Source organism: Enterobacter cloacae complex sp. IR5384 (genome assembly GCF_049237265.1).
Lineage (GTDB): Bacteria > Pseudomonadota > Gammaproteobacteria > Enterobacterales > Enterobacteriaceae > Enterobacter > Enterobacter cloacae.
Window position 1 is genome coordinate 118,235 of sequence record NZ_JBMKHJ010000007.1, and the last position, 19,980, is coordinate 138,214.

Consider the following 19,980-nt stretch of genomic DNA (forward strand, 5'->3'; position numbering starts at 1 on the left):
CCCCCTCTTTTACTGACGTCAGGTTATTCGATGAAACGTGTTTCTCAACTGACCGCGCTGGCCCTGCTTTGCGGCCTCGCCTCACTCTCTTGCATGGCCGCTGATATGCCCCATTCGCTCACACTGGCTCAGCTCCAGGAAGAGCACGGCGCGGCGATCGATACCCGTGCCAGTGCGTTTTATAACGGCTGGCCGCAAACGCTGAGCGCCCCCTCCGGGCACGAGCCCGCTGCGCTTAACCTCTCTGCCACCTGGCTGAGCGCGATGAGCGACGACCAGATTGGCCGCTGGGCAAAACAGCATCAGCTTACCCCCACAACGACTATCGCCCTCTACGGCAGTGACGCTGACAACCAGGCGGTGAGCGCCCGCCTGAAGAAAGCCGGTTATCCCCGGGTTTCCGTTCTCAGCGATGCCCTGCAGTCCCCTGAGCGTCTGCAGCGCCTGCCGCACTTTGAACAGCTCGTTTACCCGGAGTGGATTTACCAGCTTTCGCAGGGTAAACCGGTGGCAGCCGCCCCGGCCGGTGACTGGAAAGTGATTGAAGCCGCCTGGGGAGCACCGAAGTTCTATCTGCTGAACCACATTCCCGGCGCGGATTATATTGATACCAACGAAGTGGAAAGCGAGCCGCTGTGGAATAAGGTTTCTGACGACAAACTGAAAGCGATGCTGGCAAAACACGGGATCCGTCACGATACCACCGTCATTCTGTATGGTCGCGATGTCTATGCCGCCGCCCGCGTGGCACAAATTATGCTCTATGCGGGCGTGAAGGACGTGCGTATCCTTGATGGTGGCTGGAAAGCGTGGTCAGAGGCCAATCTGCCGGTGGAAAGAGGGATGCCTGCTGATGTCAAACCCGCTCCCGATTTCGGCGCGCCGATCCCCGGTCAGCCACAGCTGATGATCGATATGGCGCAGGCGCGCGGGATGCTGCATCGCCAGGATGCGTCGCTGGTCAGCATTCGCTCGTGGCCGGAGTTTACTGGCGAAACCAGCGGCTACAGCTATATCAAACCCAAAGGTGAAATTGCCGGTGCCCGCTGGGGTCATGCCGGAAGCGATGCCACCCATATGGAAGATTTCCATAACCCGGACGGCACCATGCGCAGCGCCGATGACATCGCCGCCATGTGGAAAAGCTGGAACATCCTGCCGGAACAGCACGTGGCCTTTTATTGCGGTACCGGCTGGCGAGCCTCTGAGGGCTTTATGTATGCCCGGGCGATGGGCTGGAAAAACATCTCCGTCTATGACGGTGGCTGGTACGAATGGAGCAGCCACCCGCAAAACCCGGTGTCGTCTGGCGAACGCGGACCCGACAGTTCGCGCTAGGGCGTGAGTGAACGCAGCGTCAGATACCCGCTCCAGATGCGCGTTGTGGTGGTCAGCCAGCACAACGCGCCAAATACCCACGCGAGAAGCGTGAAGTGCGCCGGAAACAGGCAGCACAACACAAACAGCACGATGGTTTCCGTCCCTTCCGTTAATCCGCCGATATAGTAAAACGACTTGTGCGCATAGCCGGGGTTATCGATATTGTGTTTCGCCGCCAGAGCGGCAAAAGCCAGAAAACTGCTGCCGGTTCCGATAAAGGCGAACAGTAGCCAGGCCGCGGCCAGCGCATTCTCAGCGGGAGCCGCGAGGGCAAAACCAAACGGCACCAGCGCGTAGAACAGAAAATCGAGCGCGATATCCAGAAACCCGCCCGCATCCGTCAGCCCTCTGCGGCGTGCCAGCGCGCCGTCCAGGCCATCCAGCAGGCGATTAACCACAATGGCGACCAGGGCCGCCGGATACCAGCCAAGCGCCAGAAACGGTAGCGTCAGCACGCCTGCGGCAAATCCGGTTAACGTTAAGCCATCGGGCGTGATGCCGGGTTTATCCAGCCAGGAGGCCAGCCGGTTAAGGGCGGGCTTTACCCGGGGATGAAGATGTCGATCAAGCATGCGGCTTTCCTTTAAACGTGTCGCACAGTCCCTGCGCCGGGATATCAAGGGCGGCATTAAAGCGGGCCGAAAGGTTTTGAAACGCAATCAGCGCCGTCATTTCGCTAATCGTCTCATCGGTAAAAAGGCGTTTGAGCTCGCTTTTGAGCGCCTCATCCACCTGCGGCGGCGTGGCGGTGACGGCCTCCGCGTAGGCCAGCGCCGCGCGCTCCTGCTCATTGAAAAGCGCGGCGTCACGCCACTGACTCACGGCCTGCACTTTATCCAACGCGCCCGCGCGTTCGGCAAGACGCAGGCTATTGGCATCAATACAAAATGCACAGTGACAGAGCTGGGATACCCGCGTCATCAGCAGCGAGCGCAGCACCGGCGTCAGGCGGGCGTTGCGTCGCTCCAGAAACCCGACAAACAGCGCCACCAGCCAGAACAGGCGCGGCATACGTCCCCACCAGCGCGTGGGGTTAAGCACTGCGCCAAAGTGTTTTTTCTGCATGGCGGCAATAGGTTTGAGGCTGGCGGGAAGGGATTCAACCGGGGCAACCCAGGTGGATGTCTCTTTCACGTGATTCTCCTGATGACTGGACTCCTGGAAAGGGCACGATAATATGGTGTTTTTCGCTATCAAGTATTGACGACCATGCTGAAAACACTCGATGTCGTTGCGGCAATCATCGAAAAAGACAATAAAATTTTACTGGCGCAGCGCCCCATGCATGCCGATCAGCCGGGCCTGTGGGAGTTTGCCGGTGGAAAGGTGGAAGCCGGAGAAACGCAGCCCGAAGCGCTGATCCGCGAGCTGCAGGAGGAGTTAGGGATCCACGCGCGACCGTCGTACTACGTGGCAAGCCACCAGCGGGAAGTGTCACAGCGGTTAATCCATTTACACGCCTGGCACGTGCCCCACTTCAGTGGTGAGCTAACGGCGCACTACCACAGCGCCCTGGTGTGGTGTACGCCTGAAGAGGCGTTTGACTACCCCTTAGCCCCGGCGGATATTCCGCTGCTGGAAGCCTTTATTCTTTTACGCGACGCCAGACCAGTGGATTCGTACTGATGGTGCGTTCATCGCGCTGGCACTGCAGCAGGATGCCGTCCGCTTTCACCACCGCCCCTTCTGAGTAGTTCTGATCCTGATAGATGCAGCACTGGTTACAGGGCTGCGCTCTCTGGCCGCTGGAGCTAAAGACCTCCGGCGGTACGTTCACTTCCACATCCGGGCGAATGCGGTCAGCCTGCGCGCCAGCGCTCAGCATCAAACATAACGCGGTCATCACGTAACGGTTCATAGACTTCTCTTCCTGTTGTGTCCTGATAATGACTATAACGGTTAATCATCGCGGAACCTTTAATTTATCTCGTCATCGCTTTTGGTTATGACGCCGCACTGGTCATTAATTTCCCTTTCGACATAAATTTCTGCTTGCTTCGCAAAGCGGTACGGGTGGTATAGTCAAAAAAACAACACAAATCGTATAAGACACATACGGAAATTATCATAAGAGGTTCTTATATCTATGGATCAGACACGCACTCTGGAAAGTTTTCTCACCCATGTTCAGCAGCGCGACCCGCATCAGAGCGAGTTTGCGCAGGCCGTACGTGAAGTAATGACCACCCTGTGGCCCTTCCTGGAACAAAACCCACGTTATCGTCAGATGTCTTTGCTTGAGCGCCTCGTCGAACCTGAGCGCGTGATCCAGTTCCGCGTGGCGTGGGTGGACGACCGCAATCAGGTGCAGGTGAACCGCGCGTGGCGCGTGCAGTTTAACTCGGCTATCGGGCCGTTTAAGGGCGGGATGCGCTTCCACCCTTCAGTGAACCTGTCGATTTTGAAATTCCTTGGCTTTGAGCAGACCTTTAAAAACGCGCTCACTACCCTGCCGATGGGCGGCGGTAAAGGCGGCAGCGATTTTGACCCGAAAGGCAAAAGCGAAGGCGAAGTGATGCGCTTCTGCCAGGCGCTGATCACCGAGCTTTATCGCCACCTTGGCCCGGACACCGACGTCCCTGCTGGTGATATCGGCGTGGGCGGGCGTGAAGTGGGCTTTATGGCCGGAATGATGAAAAAGCTCTCAAACAACAGCGCCTGCGTCTTTACCGGCAAAGGACTCTCCTTTGGCGGCAGCCTGATCCGCCCGGAAGCGACCGGCTACGGTCTGGTCTATTTCACCGAAGCGATGCTGAAACGCCACGGCTTAGGCTTCGAAGGCATGCGCGTGGCGGTCTCCGGCTCCGGCAACGTGGCGCAATATGCCATCGAAAAAGCAATGCAGTTTGGTGCCCGCGTGGTCACCGCGTCTGATTCCAGCGGTACCGTCGTGGATGAAGCCGGCTTCACGGCTGAGAAACTGGCGCGTCTGTGTGAAATCAAAGCCAGTCGCGATGGCCGCGTGGCCGATTATGCCCGCGAGTTTGGTCTGACCTATCTTGAGGGTAAACAACCGTGGGGCGTGCCGGTGGATATCGCCCTGCCGTGTGCAACCCAGAACGAACTGGACGTTGAAGCCGCCCGCACCTTAATCAGCAATGGCGTAAAAGCGGTAGCCGAAGGGGCGAATATGCCAACCACCATCGAGGCGACCGATCTGTTCCTGGAAGCAGGCGTACTGTTTGCACCGGGCAAAGCCGCCAACGCCGGCGGCGTGGCAACGTCCGGTCTGGAGATGGCGCAAAACGCCGCGCGTCTGGGCTGGAAAGCAGAGAAAGTGGATGCCCGTCTGCACCACATCATGCTGGATATTCACCACGCCTGCGTAGAGTACGGCGGTGAGGCCTCGCAAACCAACTACGTGCGTGGTGCGAATATCGCCGGGTTCGTGAAGGTGGCGGACGCGATGATTGGACAAGGTGTGATTTAAGTTTTAACGTGCGGCCGGGTGCCCTCTCCCTTTGGGAGAGGGGAAAAAAACGAGGGTATCAGGCCGCGCTCTTTTTCTTTTTAAACGGTTTCTTCGCACCACCACCCGGTGCCACCATTCCTCTGAACCGCTTCACCGGCGTGCTGCGTGCCTGATCGATCAGCTGGTACAGCGTCCCCACCAGCGGCTGCATAAAGTCCTGATAACGGCACTGTTTCTCGCTGATTTGCGTCAGCACCGATTCCCAGTGCGCCGTCATATCCGGCCTGGCGGCCAGCTCCGGCAGGGAGTGGATTAATGCCCTGCCCGGCTCGGTGGAGTGAATATAGCGCCCTTTTTTCTCCAGGAAGCCGCGTTTGAACAGCAGCTCGATGATCCCCGCGCGGGTCGCTTCAGTTCCCAGCCCGTCAGTGGCGCGCAGGATCTTTTTCAGCTCTTTGTCCTGTACAAAACGGGCAATCCCGGTCATGGCGGAGAGCAGCGTCGCATCGGTGAAATGGCGTGGTGGCTGCGTCTGGCGCTCTACCACTTCCCCTTTCTCACACAGCAGCTCGTCGTCTTTAGCCACTACCGGCAGCGGAGTGCCGTCGTTCTCTTCGTCACGCTCTTTGTTGCCAAGCAGCGTACGCCAGCCCGCTTCCGCCAGAAAACGCGCTTTGGCAATAAATTTGCCTTTGGAGATCTCCAGCTCAATGACGCACTTGCGGAACACCGCGTCCGGGCAGAACTGCATCAGATATTGACGCGCGATCAGGTTATAGACCTTCGCTTCGTTCTCCGTCAGGTTGACGTTGCTGGCCCGCGCCGTCGGGATGATCGCATGGTGGGCATCGACTTTTTTATCGTCCCAGCAGCGGTTATGGGTATCCGGGTTGACGACCGGCTGCGGCAGCAGATCCGGCGCATGCACGCCGATGGCGTTCATCACCGCGTGGCGTCCGGCAAAGTGCTCTTCAGGCAGGTAGCGGCTGTCTGAACGCGGATAGGTGATGAGCTTGTGGGTTTCGTAGAGCTTCTGGCAGATATCCAGCACGTTCTGCGCGCTCAGGCCAAAGCGCTTCGCGGCCTCAATCTGCAGGGCAGAAAGTGAAAACGGCAGCGGTGCGGGTTCGGATTCCCGTTTATCGTTATAGCTGGTGACGATGGCAGGTTGACCGGTGATCCGGTTGACCACGTGCTCCGCCAGCGGACGGTGCAGCAGACGGCCTTCTTCATCCTGATACGATTCGCAGGCATCGCTCGGCTGCCAGACGGCGGTAAAACGCTCCTCTTTCGGGGTGACGATGTGCGCTTTCACTTCGAAGAAATCTTTGGCGACGAAGTTTTCAATTTCTTCATCACGGCGCACCACCAGCCCCAGCACCGGCGTTTGCACGCGGCCTACGGAGAGTACCCCCTGATAGCCGGCATTCCGCCCAAGGATCGTGTAGGCGCGGGTCATGTTGATCCCGTACAGCCAGTCTGCGCGCGCGCGGGCTAACGCGGACACGCACAGCGGGATAAACTCGCTGTTGGCGCGCAGACGTGAAATCGCCCGCTCCACCGCCTGCGGGTTGAGGTCGTTAATCAGGCAGCGCTGCACCTGCTGGCGTTTTTCCGGCGCCAGCTCCAGATAGTCCAGCACTTCATCCACCAGCAGTTGTCCTTCCCTGTCCGGGTCACCGGCGTGGACAACTTCAGACGCTTCATGCAGAAAGCGCTTAATGACGTTGAGCTGTTTGGTGACGGAGGGGCGCGGTTGCAGGCGCCATTTTTCCGGCACGATAGGCAGATCGTTGAGGTTCCAGCGGGCATAGCGGCTGTCGTAGACGTCTGGCTGTGCCTGCTCAAGCAGGTGACCAATGCACCAGGTGACCACCTGCCCGTTACCGCATTCAATAAAGCCGTCGCCTTTGCGATGCGGCTTCGGCAGCACATCGGCGATGGCACGAGCCAGACTCGGCTTTTCGGCAATAAACAACCGCATCGAATTAACGGATCTCAATCATCGGTCGGCCACCGCGCGCGGTCACCAGTTCGCCGATCGCCGTCAGGGTAATACCAAACTCGGCGGCCGTTGCCTGCACCTCGGCTTCTGACTCCGGCGTGACTGCCAGCAGCAGACCACCCGAGGTTTGCGGATCGCACAGCAGGTTACGCCACTCTTCAGGCATTTCGCCCATCAGATGACCATAGCTGGCAAAGTTACGCTGAGTACCGCCCGGCACGGCGCCCTGGGCAATGTACGCTTCCACGCCTGGCAGCTTCGGCACGTCCTGATACCAGACCTGCGCCTGCACACCCGCGCCCTGACACACTTCAGAGAGATGCCCCAACAGGCCAAAACCGGTGACGTCGGTCATCGCCTTCACGCCGTCGATATTGGCGAAAGCGGCACCGGCCAGGTTCATCTGGCACATCACTTCCGTTGCCAGACCTTTATGCTCGGGTTTCAGCAGGGATTTTTTCTCGGCGGTGGTCAGCACGCCAATGCCCAGCGGCTTGGTGAGGAACAGCTTGCAACCCGCCTGCGCGGTGCTGTTGCGTTTGACGCGCTCGGTAGGCACCACGCCCGTGACCGCCAGACCGAAGATCGGCTCCGGCGCATCAATAGAGTGACCACCGGCCAGGGCAATCCCCGCCTGCTGGCAGGCAAAGCGTCCGCCCTCAATCACCTGGCGGGCTATTTCTGGCGCAAGGGTGTTGATCGGCCAGCCCAGAATCGCAATCGCCATAATCGGTTTACCGCCCATCGCGAAGATATCGCTGATGGCGTTGGTCGCTGCGATGCGCCCGAAATCGAACGGGTTATCGACAATCGGCATAAAGAAGTCAGTGGTACTGATAATGCTGGTGCCGTTACCCAAGTCATAAACCGCTGCATCGTCACGCGTTTCGTTGCCAACAAGCAGGTTCGGGTCGACAAACTTCGCCTGTTCACTGTGCAGGATGGTTTCCAGCACTTTGGGGGAAATTTTACAACCGCAACCGGCTCCGTGGCTGTATTGCGTTAAACGAATGGTTTGCTCGCTCATGGACATCTCCTGTCAATGCAATCGCGCTATGGTAGCGCTCATTCCTTAAAGAGGTAAGTATGACTGTCTGAATTCTGCGGCAGATGCTCAGAATCCAGACAGTTTAGCGCGCGTTATCAGAAACGGCTGACGAAAGGCGTGGTGTCCGGCACGCTAATGGTGCTGGAGGCTTTAAGCTGAGGGGTGCCGAGATAGAGGAAACCGACGATTTTGTCATGCTCGCCGCAGTTGAGTCCGTCGCGCACCGCCGGGCTTTCAGTTAGTGGCCCGGTACGCCAGATACCGTTGAAGCCTTGTGCAACAGCGGCCATCTGCATCGCCATCACCGCGCATCCCGCCGACATCTCCTGCTCCCATACCGGCACTTTATGCTCCGCCTGACACTTCGCCACGACGGCGATAATCATCGGCGCACGGAACGGCGCATTACGGGCTTTATCGATCCCTTTCTCATCCTGACCGGCGGCAACCGCCCCCTGCTCCAGCAGCTGGCTGAAGCGCTCGCGGCCTTCACCTTCAATAATAAAGAAGTGCCACGGCTGAAGTGTGCCGTGATCCGGCGCACGCATACCGGCACGCAGAATGTTCTCCAGCTGCTCACCCGCTGGCGCAGGTTCCGCCAGACGTGACGCGCTACGGCGGTTAACAAGCAGTTCAAGTGCGTCCATTGGTTAACTCCTTTCTTGAAATTTACTCACAAAATTAACACGACGGCAGATTTTGTTACAGCCTGGCAGGCGATTCCTGCTGACAAGTGGCGGTTGGGTCATTACGATAACCCAACATTACCGTCCAGTGGCGACGGAAACAGTCATTTTCTGGTTAGGGAGAATACATGCGAACCCTTTGGCGAATCTTTGCCGGTTTCTTTAAATGGACGTGGCGACTGCTCAATTTCGTCCGCAACCTGGTGATGAACCTCGTTTTCATCCTCCTGGTGCTGGTTTGCGCGGGCATCTGGATGCACATCAGTAACGCAAACCAGTCACAGCATTCGACGCGCGGCGCGCTGCTGCTCGACATCACCGGCGTGATTGTCGATAAGCCTTCCACCAGCAATCGTCTGGGAGTGATTGGTCGTCAGCTGTTCGGCGCTACCTCGGACCGCCTGCAGGAAAACTCCCTGTTCGATATTGTCGATACCATTCGTCAGGCAAAAGATGATCGCAACATTACGGGTATCGTGCTGGATCTGAAAGATTTTGCCGGGGCCGACCAGCCTTCTATGCAGTACATCGGCAAAGCCCTGCGTGAATTCCGTGACAGCGGTAAACCGGTGATCGCAATAGGCGACAGCTACAGCCAGGGGCAATATTATCTGGCGAGCTTTGCCAATAAAATCTGGCTTTCACCTCAGGGTACGGTCGACCTGCACGGCTTTGCCACGAACGGGCTTTACTACAAATCTCTGCTCGACAAGCTGAAGGTCACCACCCACGTGTTCCGCGTCGGTACGTATAAATCTGCCGTTGAGCCATTTATCCGTGATGACATGTCTCCTGCCGCCCGTGAAGCGGACAGCCGCTGGATTGGTGAGCTGTGGCAGAACTACCTGACCACAGTTGCCAGTAACCGCCAGATTACCCCTGCACAGGTCTTCCCTGGTGCTCAGGGCGTGCTGGACGGCTTGCGCAAGGTTGACGGCGATACCGCGAAATATGCGCTTGATAACAAGCTGGTCGATGCCCTGGGAACCAGCGCGGAGATCGAAAAGTCCCTGAGCAAACAGTTCGGCTGGAGCAAAGAGGATAAAAATTACAGCGCGATCAGCATGTACGATTACGCGGCGAAAAAACCGGATGAGAGCGGTGACAGCGTTGCGGTCGTCTTCGCCAATGGCGCAATCATGGACGGTCAGGAGACTCCGGGGAACGTCGGGGGTGATACCACCGCGTCGCAGATCCGTGACGCGCGTCTTGACCCGAAAGTGAAAGCGATTGTGCTGCGTGTGAACAGCCCGGGGGGCAGCGTCAGCGCCTCTGAAGTGATCCGCGCCGAGCTGGCCGCTGCGCGTGCAGCAGGTAAACCGGTGGTGGTTTCCATGGGCGGCATGGCGGCTTCCGGCGGTTACTGGATCTCAACCCCGGCTAACTACATCGTCGCTAACCCAAGCACCCTGACCGGATCAATTGGCATCTTCGGGGTGATCAACACGGTAGAGAACAGCCTGGATTACCTGGGTGTGCATACGGATGGTGTGGCCACTTCACCGCTGGCGGATGTGTCGGTAACCAAATCCTTGCCACCTGAAGTGTCCGAGATGATGCAGCTCAGCATTGAGAATGGCTACAAGCGCTTTATCACGCTGGTCGCTGACTCGCGTAAAAAGACGCCGCAGCAGATCGACGAAATTGCTCAGGGCCACGTCTGGACAGGACAGGATGCGAAGAGCAACGGCCTGGTCGACAGCCTGGGTGACTTTGATGACGCGGTGAAGAAAGCCGCCGAACTGGCTAAGCTCAAACAGTGGCATGTTGAATACTATCAGGATGAGCCGTCGTTCTTCGATATGGTGATGGACAGCATGTCCGTCTCCGTGCGCGCCATGTTGCCGGAAGCGCTGCAGGCTTATCTGCCAGCGCCTGTCGCCACGGCCGCTAAAGCGATGAAAGCGGAAAGCGATAAGCTCGCGGCGTTTAATGATCCACAAAGTCGTTACGCGTTTTGCCTGACCTGCGCAAACGTACGTTAAACCCCGTCCCCTCTTCCGGTGAAGAGGGGATTTTTTTCTTTTGAAGAACAAGAAATCACTACCATGCAGAAGAAATCGATTTATGTAGCCTACACTGGCGGTACCATCGGGATGCAGCGCTCTGAAAACGGCTATATTCCTGTGTCCGGTCATCTTCAACGTCAGCTTGCCCTGATGCCGGAATTCCACCGCCCGGAAATGCCTGACTTTACCATCCACGAGTACGAGCCGCTGATGGACTCCTCCGATATGACGCCGGAAGACTGGCAGCATATCGCGGATGACATCAAAGCCCATTACGACCAGTACGACGGCTTTGTGATCCTGCATGGTACCGACACCATGGCCTTTACCGCCTCGGCGCTCTCCTTCATGCTGGAAAACCTGAGCAAACCGGTGATTGTCACCGGCTCGCAAATTCCGCTGGCGGAACTGCGCTCGGATGGACAGATTAACCTGCTTAACTCCCTCTACGTGGCGGCGAACTACCCGATTAACGAGGTCTCGCTGTTCTTCAACAACCGTCTGTATCGTGGCAACCGTACCACCAAAGCGCACGCCGATGGGTTTGACGCCTTCGCCTCACCAAACCTGCAACCGCTGCTGGAAGCGGGTATTCATATTCGTCGTCTGGGCACGCCGCCTGCGCCGACCACCTCAGGCGAGCTGATCGTTCACCCGATCACCCCGCAGCCGATCGGTGTGGTAACCATTTATCCGGGCATCTCTGCTGATGTGGTGCGTAACTTCCTGCGCCAGCCGGTAAAAGCGCTGATTTTGCGCTCCTACGGTGTGGGTAACGCGCCGCAGAACAGTGAATTCCTGAAAGAGCTGCAGGAAGCGAGCGAGCGCGGGATTGTGGTGGTTAACCTGACGCAATGTATGTCCGGCAAGGTCAATATGGGCGGCTATGCCACCGGTAATGCCCTGGCGCATGCGGGGGTGATCAGCGGATTCGATATGACCGTCGAGGCCACACTGACTAAACTTCATTATTTACTGAGTCAGGATCTGGACATCCAGTCCATTCGCAGCGCCATGATGCAAAACCTGCGCGGCGAACTGACCCCGGACGAATAAGGAGGCCTCATGAAGCAACGCGCCCTGTTACTGGTCGATTTGCAAAATGATTTCTGCGCGGGCGGCGCACTGGCCGTCGCAGAAGGTGAAAGCACGGTCGACGTGGCCAATACCCTGATTGACTGGTGTAAATTGCGCGGTGAAGCCGTTGTCGCAAGCCAGGACTGGCATCCGGCCAACCATGGCAGTTTTGCCAGCCAGCACGGCGTTGAACCCTTCAGCCAGGGTGAGCTCGACGGTCTGGCGCAAACCTTCTGGCCCGATCACTGCGTGCAGCAAACGGAAGGCGCCGCGCTGCATCCGCTGCTGAATCAGAAAGCCATCGACGCGGTGTTTCATAAAGGCGAAAACCCGGCTATTGACAGCTACAGCGCCTTTTTCGATAACGGACATCGTCAGAAAACGGCGCTGGACGCGTGGTTACGTCACCACGAAATCATCGAGCTGATTGTGCTGGGGCTGGCAACGGACTACTGCGTGAAGTTTACCGTGCTGGACGCGCTCCAGTTGGGTTATACGGTCAGCGTCATCACCGACGGCTGTCGCGGGGTGAACATTCAACCGCAGGACAGCGCGCAGGCGTTTATGGATATGGCCGCTGAAGGCGCGACGCTGTATACGCTGGCAGACTGGCTGGAGACGCAGGCGTAGTCTTTTATGCCGGGGGGCGGCTTCGCCTTTCCCGGCATTTCCACTCCGATCCCCATAAAGTGAACTCCCTCGCATCACCAGCGAAGCGGCGATGCTATGCTTTTCAGGCTGTTTTTTCGCCACGCTTTTTCTGTGGCGTGGTTATTTTTATTCTGTCAAAGAGGAACACCTATGAAACGTTTGCCATTGCTGGCAGCTTTACCCTTGCTTTGCGCGTCAGTTGCTTACGCCACTCCCCTGATGTCCGTGGGCTACTTTAACGGCGGTGGTGATGTCACTGCCGGACCCGGCGGCGATATTAATACGCTTGATGTCCGCCAGGTCACCCACCTGAACTATTCGTTTGGCCTTATCTACAATAACGAAAAAGACGAAACCAACGCCGCACTGAAAGATCCGGCGAAGCTGCATCAGATCTGGTTATCTCCGAAAGTGGCGTCCGACCTGGCGCTTATCCCACAGCTTCGTAAACAAAACCCGAATTTAAACGTTCTGCTTTCCGTCGGCGGTTGGGGTGCCCGTGGTTTCTCGGGCGCAGCAGCCACCAAAGAGAGCCGCGCGGTGTTTATCCGCTCGGCGCAGGAGATTGTTGAGAAATACGGTCTGGACGGGATCGACCTTGACTGGGAGTACCCGGTAAACGGCGCATGGGGGCTGGTCGCAAGCACGCCTGCAGACCGGGATAACTTCACCTTCCTGCTGAAAGAGCTGCGTGCCGCCTTCGGGCAGAAAAAACTGGTCACGATTGCGGTTGGGGCCAATGCGGAAAGTCCGAAAAGCTGGGTCGATGTGAAAGCCATTGCTCCCCTTCTCGACTATATCAACCTGATGACCTACGACATGGCGTACGGCACTCAGTATTTTAACGCGAACCTGTATGACTCCAGCGCCTGGCCGACCGTGGCGGCAGCAGATAAATACAGCGTTGATTTTGTGGTGAACAATTATCTGGCCGCGGGGCTGAAGCCACAGCAGATGAACCTTGGGATTGGTTTCTATGGGCGCGTGCCAAAACGCGCTGTAGAACCGGGCATTGACTGGAGCAAGCCCGATGCGCAAAACAATCCGGTGACACAGCCTTACTTCGGCCCACAGGAGATCGGGTTGTTCAGATCACTCGGTTATGACCTGACCAAAGATACCTACGTGAAGTACAACGATATCGTGAAGAAACTGCTAAACGACCCGCAAAAGCGCTTTACTGAACACTGGGACGACCAGGCGAAAGTGCCGTGGCTTTCCGTGAAGGGCGCCGACGGGAAGGATCTGTTTGCCCTCTCGTATGAGAATCCACGTTCCGTCGCTATCAAAGCGGACTATATCAAAGAGAAAGGTCTGGCAGGCGCAATGTTCTGGGAGTATGGGGCGGATGATAATAACCAGTTAGCGAAGCAGCTGGCAGAGTCGCTCGGGATCCCGCATAAGTAGTGAGGCAATCAAACCCTCTCCCACAAGGAGAGGGTTGAGTGAGGGCATCAACCCGCACTGTTATTGTATTTTCATCGTCGCAATCGGCTTTGGCGTGATACCAAACTCTTCCTTCAGTTCACGCTTGCTCTTCATCACCATCTGGCCGTTGGTATCGATTGTCATGTGCTGCGCATCGGTGTTGTTGCGCGCCTGCCACAGCATGACCAGCTGCAAGCTGTTCTCTTTTTGCTCCGGGGTTAAGGCAACGCCATCAGGCCATTTCCCCAGCTCAACGGCGGTGACCAGACGCTGATAAACTTCCGGCGTCATACCGTTAATCATGTCATCAATATTCACGCTCTAACCCTTTCAAAGGAATAATTTGCTGAATCGTTTTTTCAACCTTTAATCTGGTCGCCGTTTTCATCGTCGCTAAAGCTCAGAGAAGCTGAGTTAACGCAGAAACGCTCGCCCGTTGGCTGAGGGCCATCCGGGAAGACATGCCCCAGGTGCGCATCGCAGTTGCCGCAGCGAATTTCGGTACGCACCATCCCGTGCGACGAGTCAGTTAAGTAGCGGATCGCGTCATCACTCACCGGCTCGTAAAAACTCGGCCAGCCGCAGCCAGAATCGTATTTCGTTTGTGAATTGAACAGGGGGGCGTCACAGACCAGGCAATGGTATACGCCATCGCGTTTGTTATGCAGTAAACGCCCGGTAAATGGCGGCTCCGTGCCGTGATTCTGCGTCACGTAAAACTGCATTTCTGTGAGGTTTTTTTTCAAATCGTCAGGGTTACGTTGGTTCGACATATGCTTACATCTCGCTGTAGAAACAGACACCTTTTAACCCGGATTCTAACAAAACATTAACACCCTTGCGTGCACTTTTGATCTAAACTTATGTGTCGCGAAAAGGCGGTCAGGCAATTGTGATCATGCTCACATATTTATCCTGCGAGGCCTTTAAAATTCCGGGCGCAGCCCCCATGTGGTTGCTAGCTCAAAGGGAAAGTGAGGCGAGTCAGTCGCACAAACGTTAGTCACAGGATTGATTTGTCGCAATGATTGACACGATTCCGCTTGACGCTGCGTAAGGTTTTTGTAATTTTACAGGCAACCTTTTATTCACTAACAAATAGCTGGTGGAATATATGACTATCAAAGTAGGTATCAACGGTTTTGGCCGTATCGGCCGTATTGTTTTCCGTGCTGCTCAGAAACGTTCTGACATCGAAATCGTTGGTATCAACGATCTCCTGGACGCTGAATACATGGCGTACATGCTGAAGTACGACTCAACTCACGGTCGTTTCGACGGCACCGTTGAAGTGAAAGACGGCCACCTGGTTGTTAATGGCAAAACCATCCGCGTTACTGCTGAGAAAGACCCAGCTAACCTGAAATGGAACGAAATCGGTGTTGACGTTGTTGCTGAAGCAACCGGTATCTTCCTGACTGACGAAACTGCGCGTGAACACATCACCGCGGGTGCGAAAAAAGTTGTTCTGACTGGTCCTTCCAAAGACAACACCCCAATGTTCGTTCGTGGTGCTAACTTCGAAACTTACGCTGGCCAGGATATCGTTTCTAACGCATCCTGCACCACCAACTGCCTGGCACCGCTGGCAAAAGTTATCAACGACAACTTCGGCATCATCGAAGGTCTGATGACTACCGTTCACGCGACCACCGCTACTCAGAAAACCGTTGATGGCCCGTCTCACAAAGACTGGCGTGGCGGCCGTGGCGCGGCTCAGAACATCATCCCATCCTCTACCGGTGCTGCTAAAGCGGTAGGTAAAGTACTGCCAGAACTGAATGGCAAACTGACTGGTATGGCGTTCCGCGTTCCAACTCCTAACGTATCCGTTGTTGACCTGACCGTTCGTCTGGAAAAAGCTGCTTCTTACGAAGACATTAAGAAAGCAATCAAAGCTGCTTCCGAAGGCCCAATGAAAGGCGTTCTGGGTTACACCGAAGACGACGTTGTATCTACCGATTTCAACGGCGAAGTATGCACTTCCGTGTTCGATGCTAAAGCAGGTATCGCACTGAACGACAACTTCGTTAAACTGGTATCCTGGTACGACAACGAAACCGGCTACTCTAACAAAGTACTGGACCTGATCGCTCACATCTCCAAATAAACTGGAATGAGTGCTTGATCCAAAAAGGCGACTTCGGTCGCCTTTTTTATTTATAAGACAGAGGATTGCTTAATGATTAATAAAATTTTTGCACTTCCGGTAGTCGAACAACTTACCCCTGTGCTCTCCCGTCGCCAGATTGATGGCGCTGATGTTATCGTCGTTGACCACCCGCGAGTGAAAGCCTCCGTTGCGCTGAACGGCGCCCACCTGCTCTCCTGGAAACCGGAAGGTGAAACGGAAGTGCTGTGGCTGAGTGATGCGACCTCTTTCAAAAAAGGAGCGGCGATCCGCGGCGGCGTGCCTGTCTGCTGGCCATGGTTTGGCCCGTCAGCGCAGCAGGGACTGCCTTCTCATGGTTTTGCCCGCAACCAGCAGTGGACCCTGAAAGCGCATAACGAAGATGATAACGGTGCCGTGCTGACCTTTGAGCTTCAGGCCAATGACGAGACCCGTGCGCTGTGGCCGCACGAGTTTACCCTGTACGCCCGCTTCAAGCTGGGTAAAACCTGCGAGATTGAGCTGGAAGCGCACGGCGAGTTTGAAACGACCTCTGCCTTGCACACCTACTTCAACGTGGGTGATATCAGCGCGGTAAAAGTGAGCGGCCTTGGCGATACCTATATCGACAAAGTGGACAATACAAAAGAAGGGAAACTCAGCGACGGCGTGCAGACCTTCCCTGACCGTACCGACCGCGTTTACCTGCATCCGGAAGCGTGCAACGTGATCCACGACAGTGCCCTCAACCGTGGCATCGAAGTGATTCACCATCATCACAGCAACGTGGTGGGCTGGAACCCAGGTCCGGCACTCTCAGTGAGCATGGCCGACGTGCCCGATGACGGTTACAAAACGTTTGTCTGCGTTGAAACGGCCTGCGTCACTACGGCGCAAAAAGCCAGCGAAGAAAAACCGTCTCGCTTAGGGCAAACTATTCGCATTGTGAAGCGCTAAGACGCGGTATTATTTTGACCGCACCAGCACAATGCAAACGGGGCGCAAGCGCCCCGTTATAATGCAAAGATTGCACTGTTTTAATGCGCAATCAGAACTTGTAGGTCACACCGACAGAGAAAATACCCGCCCAGGACTTGTCGACCATTGGGCTGTCTTTCACTTCGTCGCTCAGACGCTCGTAACGGCCAGTACCGTATACGTTCCAGTCACCCAGGAAGTTGTAGCTCGCGGTCAGCTCCAGGTACGGATCCCAGCCATCATCTGCGCTGTAGCTCTTCAGACCGCTACGACGGGACTCATTCTTAGAGACACCATAGTAGTAGTCGTTGTAGTTCTCACTGTTGTACTGCACACCAATACCTGGCGTCAGTGTTAACGCACCGTTCGTGTAGCGATAGAGCCAGGCCAGATCCCAGATAAAGCCGTTGCTGTTATCCAGCGTGTCTCCCGCCAGCGCGGTACGCAGGAAGCCATACTCGGTGTTATGCACATAAGAGAGACCCGCCATCATGGTGCTCTTACGCTTGTCGAGTCGACGCAGGGCGTGGCTGTCGCTGTCGCCCGGTTTGAAGTGCGTCGGATCGTAGTAGGCCATAATGGAGAGCTTATCGGCCGTATCGTTCCACAGATAGTAGCCGCCGCCCAGTCCACGGAACCAGAAGTTATCGCCTTCATAGGTGACAACCGGAACGGGATAAACATCACGATCATACTGTTTATACGGGCTGTTAATGACGCCAACGCCCGCACCTACCGTCCACTGGCTTTCCGCCTGTGCGGTGCTAACTGCGGTCGCGGCGAGTACGCCCAATGCCAGAAGTTTGAGTTTGGTCACAATCCATTCTTTCCTGTAGTCAAATAATCAGCGGGAGAAGTTTAACCGCCAGACCCGTACTTCCCCAAATTTTTTGCCTGCTAATCAGTTTGATTAACCCGTTATTTTTCATTTTTCAGATGACAGGCCGTTTTCACTTCTGTGACCGCAGGGTGAAAAATGCCCGTATGACATATAACGGCAATGGATATTTTTGGATGAGTTATTGATATGTCATTGAAATTAGATTTTATCAGCATGCAAGTTTTGCAAATGCCATCTACGCTTTAATTTAAGAAGAGTTTTCCTGCACGCCCCGCGGTTCTTAGCGTCTGACCTGGCACACAGGTTGCTGCTCTGGCAGTGAGGTGCGAGAGATTCTCTTCCGGGAGCCTCCACTACTCATACGAACGGCTCTTATCCTGTGCTAAAAAACGAAAGGACGGCATGCCATGAATATATTCGATCACTATCGCCAGCGCTATGAAGCTGCCAAGGACGAAGAGTTCACACTGCAGGAGTTTCTTACCATCTGTCGGCAAGATCGCAGTGCCTATGCCAACGCGGCAGAACGGCTATTGATGGCTATTGGTGAGCCAAACATGGTTGATACTGCCCAGGAACCACGGCTTTCCCGTCTCTTTTCGAATCGGGTGGTCGCCCGATACCCGGCGTTTGAAGAGTTCTATGGCATGGAAGATGCCATCGAGCAAATCGTCTCATACCTGAAGCATGCTGCTCAGGGTCTGGAAGAGAAGAAACAGATCCTCTATTTACTCGGCCCGGTGGGTGGCGGTAAATCGTCGCTGGCTGAACGGCTGAAATCGCTGATGCAGCGCGTGCCTATCTATGTGCTGAGCGCCAACGGTGAACGCAGCCCGGTGAACGACCATCCGCTGTGCCTGTTTAACCCGCAGGAAGATGCGCAAATTCTGGATAAAGAGTACGGCATTCCGCGTCGTTATCTCGGCACCATCATGTCGCCGTGGGCGGCGAAACGCCTGCATGAGTTTGGTGGCGATATCACCAAATTCCGCGTCGTGAAAGTGTGGCCATCCATTCTGGAGCAGATCGCCATCGCCAAAACGGAACCGGGTGATGAGAACAACCAGGACATCTCGGCGCTGGTCGGTAAAGTCGATATCCGTAAGCTGGAAAATTACGCCCAGAATGACCCGGATGCCTACGGCTACTCCGGCGCACTGTGCCGGGCAAACCAGGGCATTATGGAATTCGTCGAGATGTTTAAAGCACCCATTAAAGTGCTACATCCACTGCTGACGGCCACCCAGGAGGGGAACTACAACGGGACGGAAGGTATCTCTGCCCTGCCGTTCAACGGCATAATCCTGGCGCACTCGAACGAATCAGAGTGGGTCTCCTTCCGAAATAACAAAAACAATGAGGCGTTCCTTGACCGTGTGTACATCGTTAAAGTGCCTTATTGCCTGCGGATCTCCGAAGAGATCAAAATTTACGAAAAACTGCTTAACCACAGTGAGCTGATGCATGCCCCATGCGCACCGGGCACGCTGGAAACGCTGTCGCGCTTCTCCATCCTGTCGCGTCTGAAAGAGCCGGAAAACTCCAGCATCTACTCCAAAATGCGCGTTTATGACGGGGAAAGTCTGAAAGATACCGACCCGAAAGCGAAGTCGTATCAGGAGTACCGCGATTACGCGGGTGTCGACGAGGGCATGAACGGTCTGTCCACGCGTTTCGCGTTTAAGATCCTCTCCCGCGTGTTTAACTTCGACCATGCGGAAGTGGCGGCCAACCCGGTACACCTGTTCTATGTGCTGGAGCAGCAGATTGAACGCGAGCAGTTCCCACAGGAGCAGGCGGAACGTTACCTTGAGTTCCTGAAAGGTTATCTGATCCCGAAATATGCCGAGTTTATTGGCAAAGAGATCCAGACGGCCTACCTGGAATCCTATTCAGAATACGGCCAGAACATCTTTGACCGTTACGTCACCTATGCTGACTTCTGGATCCAGGATCAGGAGTACCGCGACCCGGATACCGGACAGCTGTTTGATCGTGAATCCCTGAACGCGGAGCTGGAAAAAATAGAGAAGCCTGCCGGGATCAGCAACCCGAAAGACTTCCGTAACGAGATTGTGAACTTCGTACTGCGTGCCAGAGCGCATAACAACGGTCGTAATCCGAACTGGACCAGCTACGAGAAACTGCGCACGGTCATCGAGAAGAAAATGTTCTCTAACACCGAGGAGCTGTTACCCGTCATTTCGTTTAACACCAAAACCTCAACTGACGAGCAGAAAAAACACGACGATTTTGTCGACCGTATGATGGAAAAAGGCTACACCCGCAAACAGGTTCGTTTGCTGTGCGAATGGTATCTGCGCGTACGGAAATCGTCTTAAAACAAGTGCCCGG

At 55.6% G+C, this 19,980-nt stretch carries 19 protein-coding genes; 10 read left to right on the top strand and 9 right to left on the bottom strand.

Annotated features, from left to right (window positions below; genetic code table 11):
* Nucleotides 1-30 precede the first annotated feature (30 nt).
* The gene (locus ACOTX3_RS08805; RefSeq protein ID WP_023620721.1) at nucleotides 31-1,338 is read left to right on the top strand and encodes a sulfurtransferase; all 1,308 of its coding nucleotides are present in this window, start codon (nucleotides 31-33) and stop codon (nucleotides 1,336-1,338) included.
* On the opposite strand, the gene ACOTX3_RS08810 is transcribed toward ACOTX3_RS08805, so the two are convergent.
* Together ACOTX3_RS08810 and ACOTX3_RS08815 are read right to left on the bottom strand one after the other, a co-directional pair.
* On the bottom strand, nucleotides 1,335-1,952 hold the full coding sequence (locus ACOTX3_RS08810; protein ID WP_038419143.1) for a CDP-alcohol phosphatidyltransferase family protein: 618 nt from the start codon (nucleotides 1,950-1,952) through the stop codon (nucleotides 1,335-1,337). The two genes, ACOTX3_RS08805 and ACOTX3_RS08810, sit on opposite strands and share 4 nt — an antisense overlap.
* Nucleotides 1,945-2,514, bottom strand: a complete 570-nt coding sequence (locus ACOTX3_RS08815) for a carboxymuconolactone decarboxylase family protein (RefSeq protein ID WP_057071569.1) — start codon at nucleotides 2,512-2,514, stop codon at nucleotides 1,945-1,947. The genes ACOTX3_RS08810 and ACOTX3_RS08815 overlap by 8 nt, the downstream gene beginning before the upstream one ends.
* A gap of 75 nt (nucleotides 2,515-2,589) precedes the next feature.
* Here ACOTX3_RS08815 and ACOTX3_RS08820 point away from each other — a divergent pair, with 75 nt between their 5' ends.
* Complete coding sequence (locus tag ACOTX3_RS08820; RefSeq protein ID WP_045295809.1) at nucleotides 2,590-3,006, top strand: pyrimidine (deoxy)nucleoside triphosphate diphosphatase; 417 nt, start codon at nucleotides 2,590-2,592, stop codon at nucleotides 3,004-3,006.
* Here the strand turns inward: ACOTX3_RS08820 and ACOTX3_RS08825 are convergent.
* Nucleotides 2,966-3,238 carry a YnjH family protein gene (locus ACOTX3_RS08825; RefSeq protein WP_013097042.1) on the bottom strand — a complete coding sequence of 91 codons (273 nt, stop codon included), beginning with the start codon at nucleotides 3,236-3,238 and terminating at the stop codon, nucleotides 2,966-2,968. The two genes, ACOTX3_RS08820 and ACOTX3_RS08825, sit on opposite strands and share 41 nt — an antisense overlap.
* Before the next feature lie 228 nt (nucleotides 3,239-3,466).
* Here ACOTX3_RS08825 and gdhA point away from each other — a divergent pair, with 228 nt between their 5' ends.
* Nucleotides 3,467-4,810, top strand: a complete 1,344-nt coding sequence (gdhA, locus tag ACOTX3_RS08830; RefSeq protein ID WP_020688396.1) for an NADP-specific glutamate dehydrogenase — start codon at nucleotides 3,467-3,469, stop codon at nucleotides 4,808-4,810.
* A 58-nt stretch (nucleotides 4,811-4,868) separates the two neighbouring features.
* Here gdhA and ACOTX3_RS08835 read toward each other — a convergent pair whose 3' ends face one another.
* The 3 genes from ACOTX3_RS08835 to ACOTX3_RS08845 all read right to left on the bottom strand — a co-directional run bounded on the left by ACOTX3_RS08835 (nucleotide 4,869) and on the right by ACOTX3_RS08845 (nucleotide 8,492).
* Entirely contained in the window at nucleotides 4,869-6,776 is a 1,908-nt protein-coding gene (locus ACOTX3_RS08835; protein WP_058651477.1) for a DNA topoisomerase III, read from the bottom strand.
* A 4-nt stretch (nucleotides 6,777-6,780) separates the two neighbouring features.
* Nucleotides 6,781-7,824 (bottom strand): selenide, water dikinase SelD, encoded by a 1,044-nt coding sequence (selD, locus tag ACOTX3_RS08840; protein WP_014831513.1) that lies wholly within the window; start codon nucleotides 7,822-7,824, stop codon nucleotides 6,781-6,783.
* Between the two features lie 116 nt (nucleotides 7,825-7,940).
* Nucleotides 7,941-8,492: an NAD(P)H nitroreductase gene (locus tag ACOTX3_RS08845; RefSeq protein WP_013097046.1), complete on the bottom strand. Its 552-nt coding sequence runs from the start codon at nucleotides 8,490-8,492 to the stop codon at nucleotides 7,941-7,943.
* A 167-nt stretch (nucleotides 8,493-8,659) separates the two neighbouring features.
* Between ACOTX3_RS08845 and sppA the strand changes: the two genes are divergently transcribed.
* From sppA to ACOTX3_RS08865, 4 genes are all read left to right on the top strand, one after another.
* A complete protein-coding gene (sppA, locus tag ACOTX3_RS08850; protein WP_020690337.1) occupies nucleotides 8,660-10,516 on the top strand; it encodes a signal peptide peptidase SppA in 1,857 nt (618 codons plus the stop codon).
* Between the two features lie 63 nt (nucleotides 10,517-10,579).
* On the top strand, nucleotides 10,580-11,596 hold the full coding sequence (gene ansA, locus ACOTX3_RS08855) for an asparaginase (protein WP_013097048.1): 1,017 nt from the start codon (nucleotides 10,580-10,582) through the stop codon (nucleotides 11,594-11,596).
* Between the two features lie 9 nt (nucleotides 11,597-11,605).
* Nucleotides 11,606-12,247 (top strand): bifunctional nicotinamidase/pyrazinamidase, encoded by a 642-nt coding sequence (gene pncA, locus ACOTX3_RS08860; RefSeq protein ID WP_058679134.1) that lies wholly within the window; start codon nucleotides 11,606-11,608, stop codon nucleotides 12,245-12,247.
* Between the two features lie 171 nt (nucleotides 12,248-12,418).
* Nucleotides 12,419-13,675: a glycoside hydrolase family 18 protein gene (locus tag ACOTX3_RS08865; protein ID WP_058679135.1), complete on the top strand. Its 1,257-nt coding sequence runs from the start codon at nucleotides 12,419-12,421 to the stop codon at nucleotides 13,673-13,675.
* A 60-nt stretch (nucleotides 13,676-13,735) separates the two neighbouring features.
* On the opposite strand, the gene ACOTX3_RS08870 is transcribed toward ACOTX3_RS08865, so the two are convergent.
* Nucleotides 13,736-14,014 (bottom strand): YeaC family protein, encoded by a 279-nt coding sequence (locus tag ACOTX3_RS08870; RefSeq protein ID WP_013097051.1) that lies wholly within the window; start codon nucleotides 14,012-14,014, stop codon nucleotides 13,736-13,738.
* Between the two features lie 41 nt (nucleotides 14,015-14,055).
* The gene (msrB, locus tag ACOTX3_RS08875; RefSeq protein ID WP_013097052.1) at nucleotides 14,056-14,469 is read right to left on the bottom strand and encodes a peptide-methionine (R)-S-oxide reductase MsrB; all 414 of its coding nucleotides are present in this window, start codon (nucleotides 14,467-14,469) and stop codon (nucleotides 14,056-14,058) included.
* A gap of 341 nt (nucleotides 14,470-14,810) precedes the next feature.
* On the opposite strand from msrB, the gene gapA reads away from it, so the two are divergent.
* Nucleotides 14,811-15,806 carry a glyceraldehyde-3-phosphate dehydrogenase gene (gapA, locus tag ACOTX3_RS08880; protein ID WP_421631603.1) on the top strand — a complete coding sequence of 332 codons (996 nt, stop codon included), beginning with the start codon at nucleotides 14,811-14,813 and terminating at the stop codon, nucleotides 15,804-15,806.
* Nucleotides 15,807-15,878: 72 nt separating this feature from the next.
* Nucleotides 15,879-16,763 carry a D-hexose-6-phosphate mutarotase gene (locus ACOTX3_RS08885; RefSeq protein ID WP_058679136.1) on the top strand — a complete coding sequence of 295 codons (885 nt, stop codon included), beginning with the start codon at nucleotides 15,879-15,881 and terminating at the stop codon, nucleotides 16,761-16,763.
* A gap of 91 nt (nucleotides 16,764-16,854) precedes the next feature.
* Here ACOTX3_RS08885 and ACOTX3_RS08890 read toward each other — a convergent pair whose 3' ends face one another.
* On the bottom strand, nucleotides 16,855-17,601 hold the full coding sequence (locus tag ACOTX3_RS08890; protein ID WP_013097055.1) for a MipA/OmpV family protein: 747 nt from the start codon (nucleotides 17,599-17,601) through the stop codon (nucleotides 16,855-16,857).
* A 431-nt stretch (nucleotides 17,602-18,032) separates the two neighbouring features.
* Here ACOTX3_RS08890 and yeaG point away from each other — a divergent pair, with 431 nt between their 5' ends.
* Nucleotides 18,033-19,967 carry a protein kinase YeaG gene (yeaG, locus tag ACOTX3_RS08895; RefSeq protein WP_013097060.1) on the top strand — a complete coding sequence of 645 codons (1,935 nt, stop codon included), beginning with the start codon at nucleotides 18,033-18,035 and terminating at the stop codon, nucleotides 19,965-19,967.
* Nucleotides 19,968-19,980: the final 13 nt, after the last annotated feature.

Coding starts and splice junctions, on each gene's coding strand:
- ACOTX3_RS08805 (WP_023620721.1), top strand. CDS start 31: ATGAAACGTGTTTCTCAACTGACCGCGCTGGCCCTGCTTTGCGGCCTC.
- ACOTX3_RS08810 (WP_038419143.1), bottom strand. CDS start 1,952: ATGCTTGATCGACATCTTCATCCCCGGGTAAAGCCCGCCCTTAACCGG.
- ACOTX3_RS08820 (WP_045295809.1), top strand. CDS start 2,590: ATGCTGAAAACACTCGATGTCGTTGCGGCAATCATCGAAAAAGACAAT.
- ACOTX3_RS08825 (WP_013097042.1), bottom strand. CDS start 3,238: ATGAACCGTTACGTGATGACCGCGTTATGTTTGATGCTGAGCGCTGGC.
- gdhA (WP_020688396.1), top strand. CDS start 3,467: ATGGATCAGACACGCACTCTGGAAAGTTTTCTCACCCATGTTCAGCAG.
- ACOTX3_RS08835 (WP_058651477.1), bottom strand. CDS start 6,776: ATGCGGTTGTTTATTGCCGAAAAGCCGAGTCTGGCTCGTGCCATCGCC.
- selD (WP_014831513.1), bottom strand. CDS start 7,824: ATGAGCGAGCAAACCATTCGTTTAACGCAATACAGCCACGGAGCCGGT.
- ACOTX3_RS08845 (WP_013097046.1), bottom strand. CDS start 8,492: ATGGACGCACTTGAACTGCTTGTTAACCGCCGTAGCGCGTCACGTCTG.
- sppA (WP_020690337.1), top strand. CDS start 8,660: ATGCGAACCCTTTGGCGAATCTTTGCCGGTTTCTTTAAATGGACGTGG.
- ansA (WP_013097048.1), top strand. CDS start 10,580: ATGCAGAAGAAATCGATTTATGTAGCCTACACTGGCGGTACCATCGGG.
- pncA (WP_058679134.1), top strand. CDS start 11,606: ATGAAGCAACGCGCCCTGTTACTGGTCGATTTGCAAAATGATTTCTGC.
- ACOTX3_RS08865 (WP_058679135.1), top strand. CDS start 12,419: ATGAAACGTTTGCCATTGCTGGCAGCTTTACCCTTGCTTTGCGCGTCA.
- msrB (WP_013097052.1), bottom strand. CDS start 14,469: ATGTCGAACCAACGTAACCCTGACGATTTGAAAAAAAACCTCACAGAA.
- gapA (WP_421631603.1), top strand. CDS start 14,811: ATGACTATCAAAGTAGGTATCAACGGTTTTGGCCGTATCGGCCGTATT.
- ACOTX3_RS08885 (WP_058679136.1), top strand. CDS start 15,879: ATGATTAATAAAATTTTTGCACTTCCGGTAGTCGAACAACTTACCCCT.
- yeaG (WP_013097060.1), top strand. CDS start 18,033: ATGAATATATTCGATCACTATCGCCAGCGCTATGAAGCTGCCAAGGAC.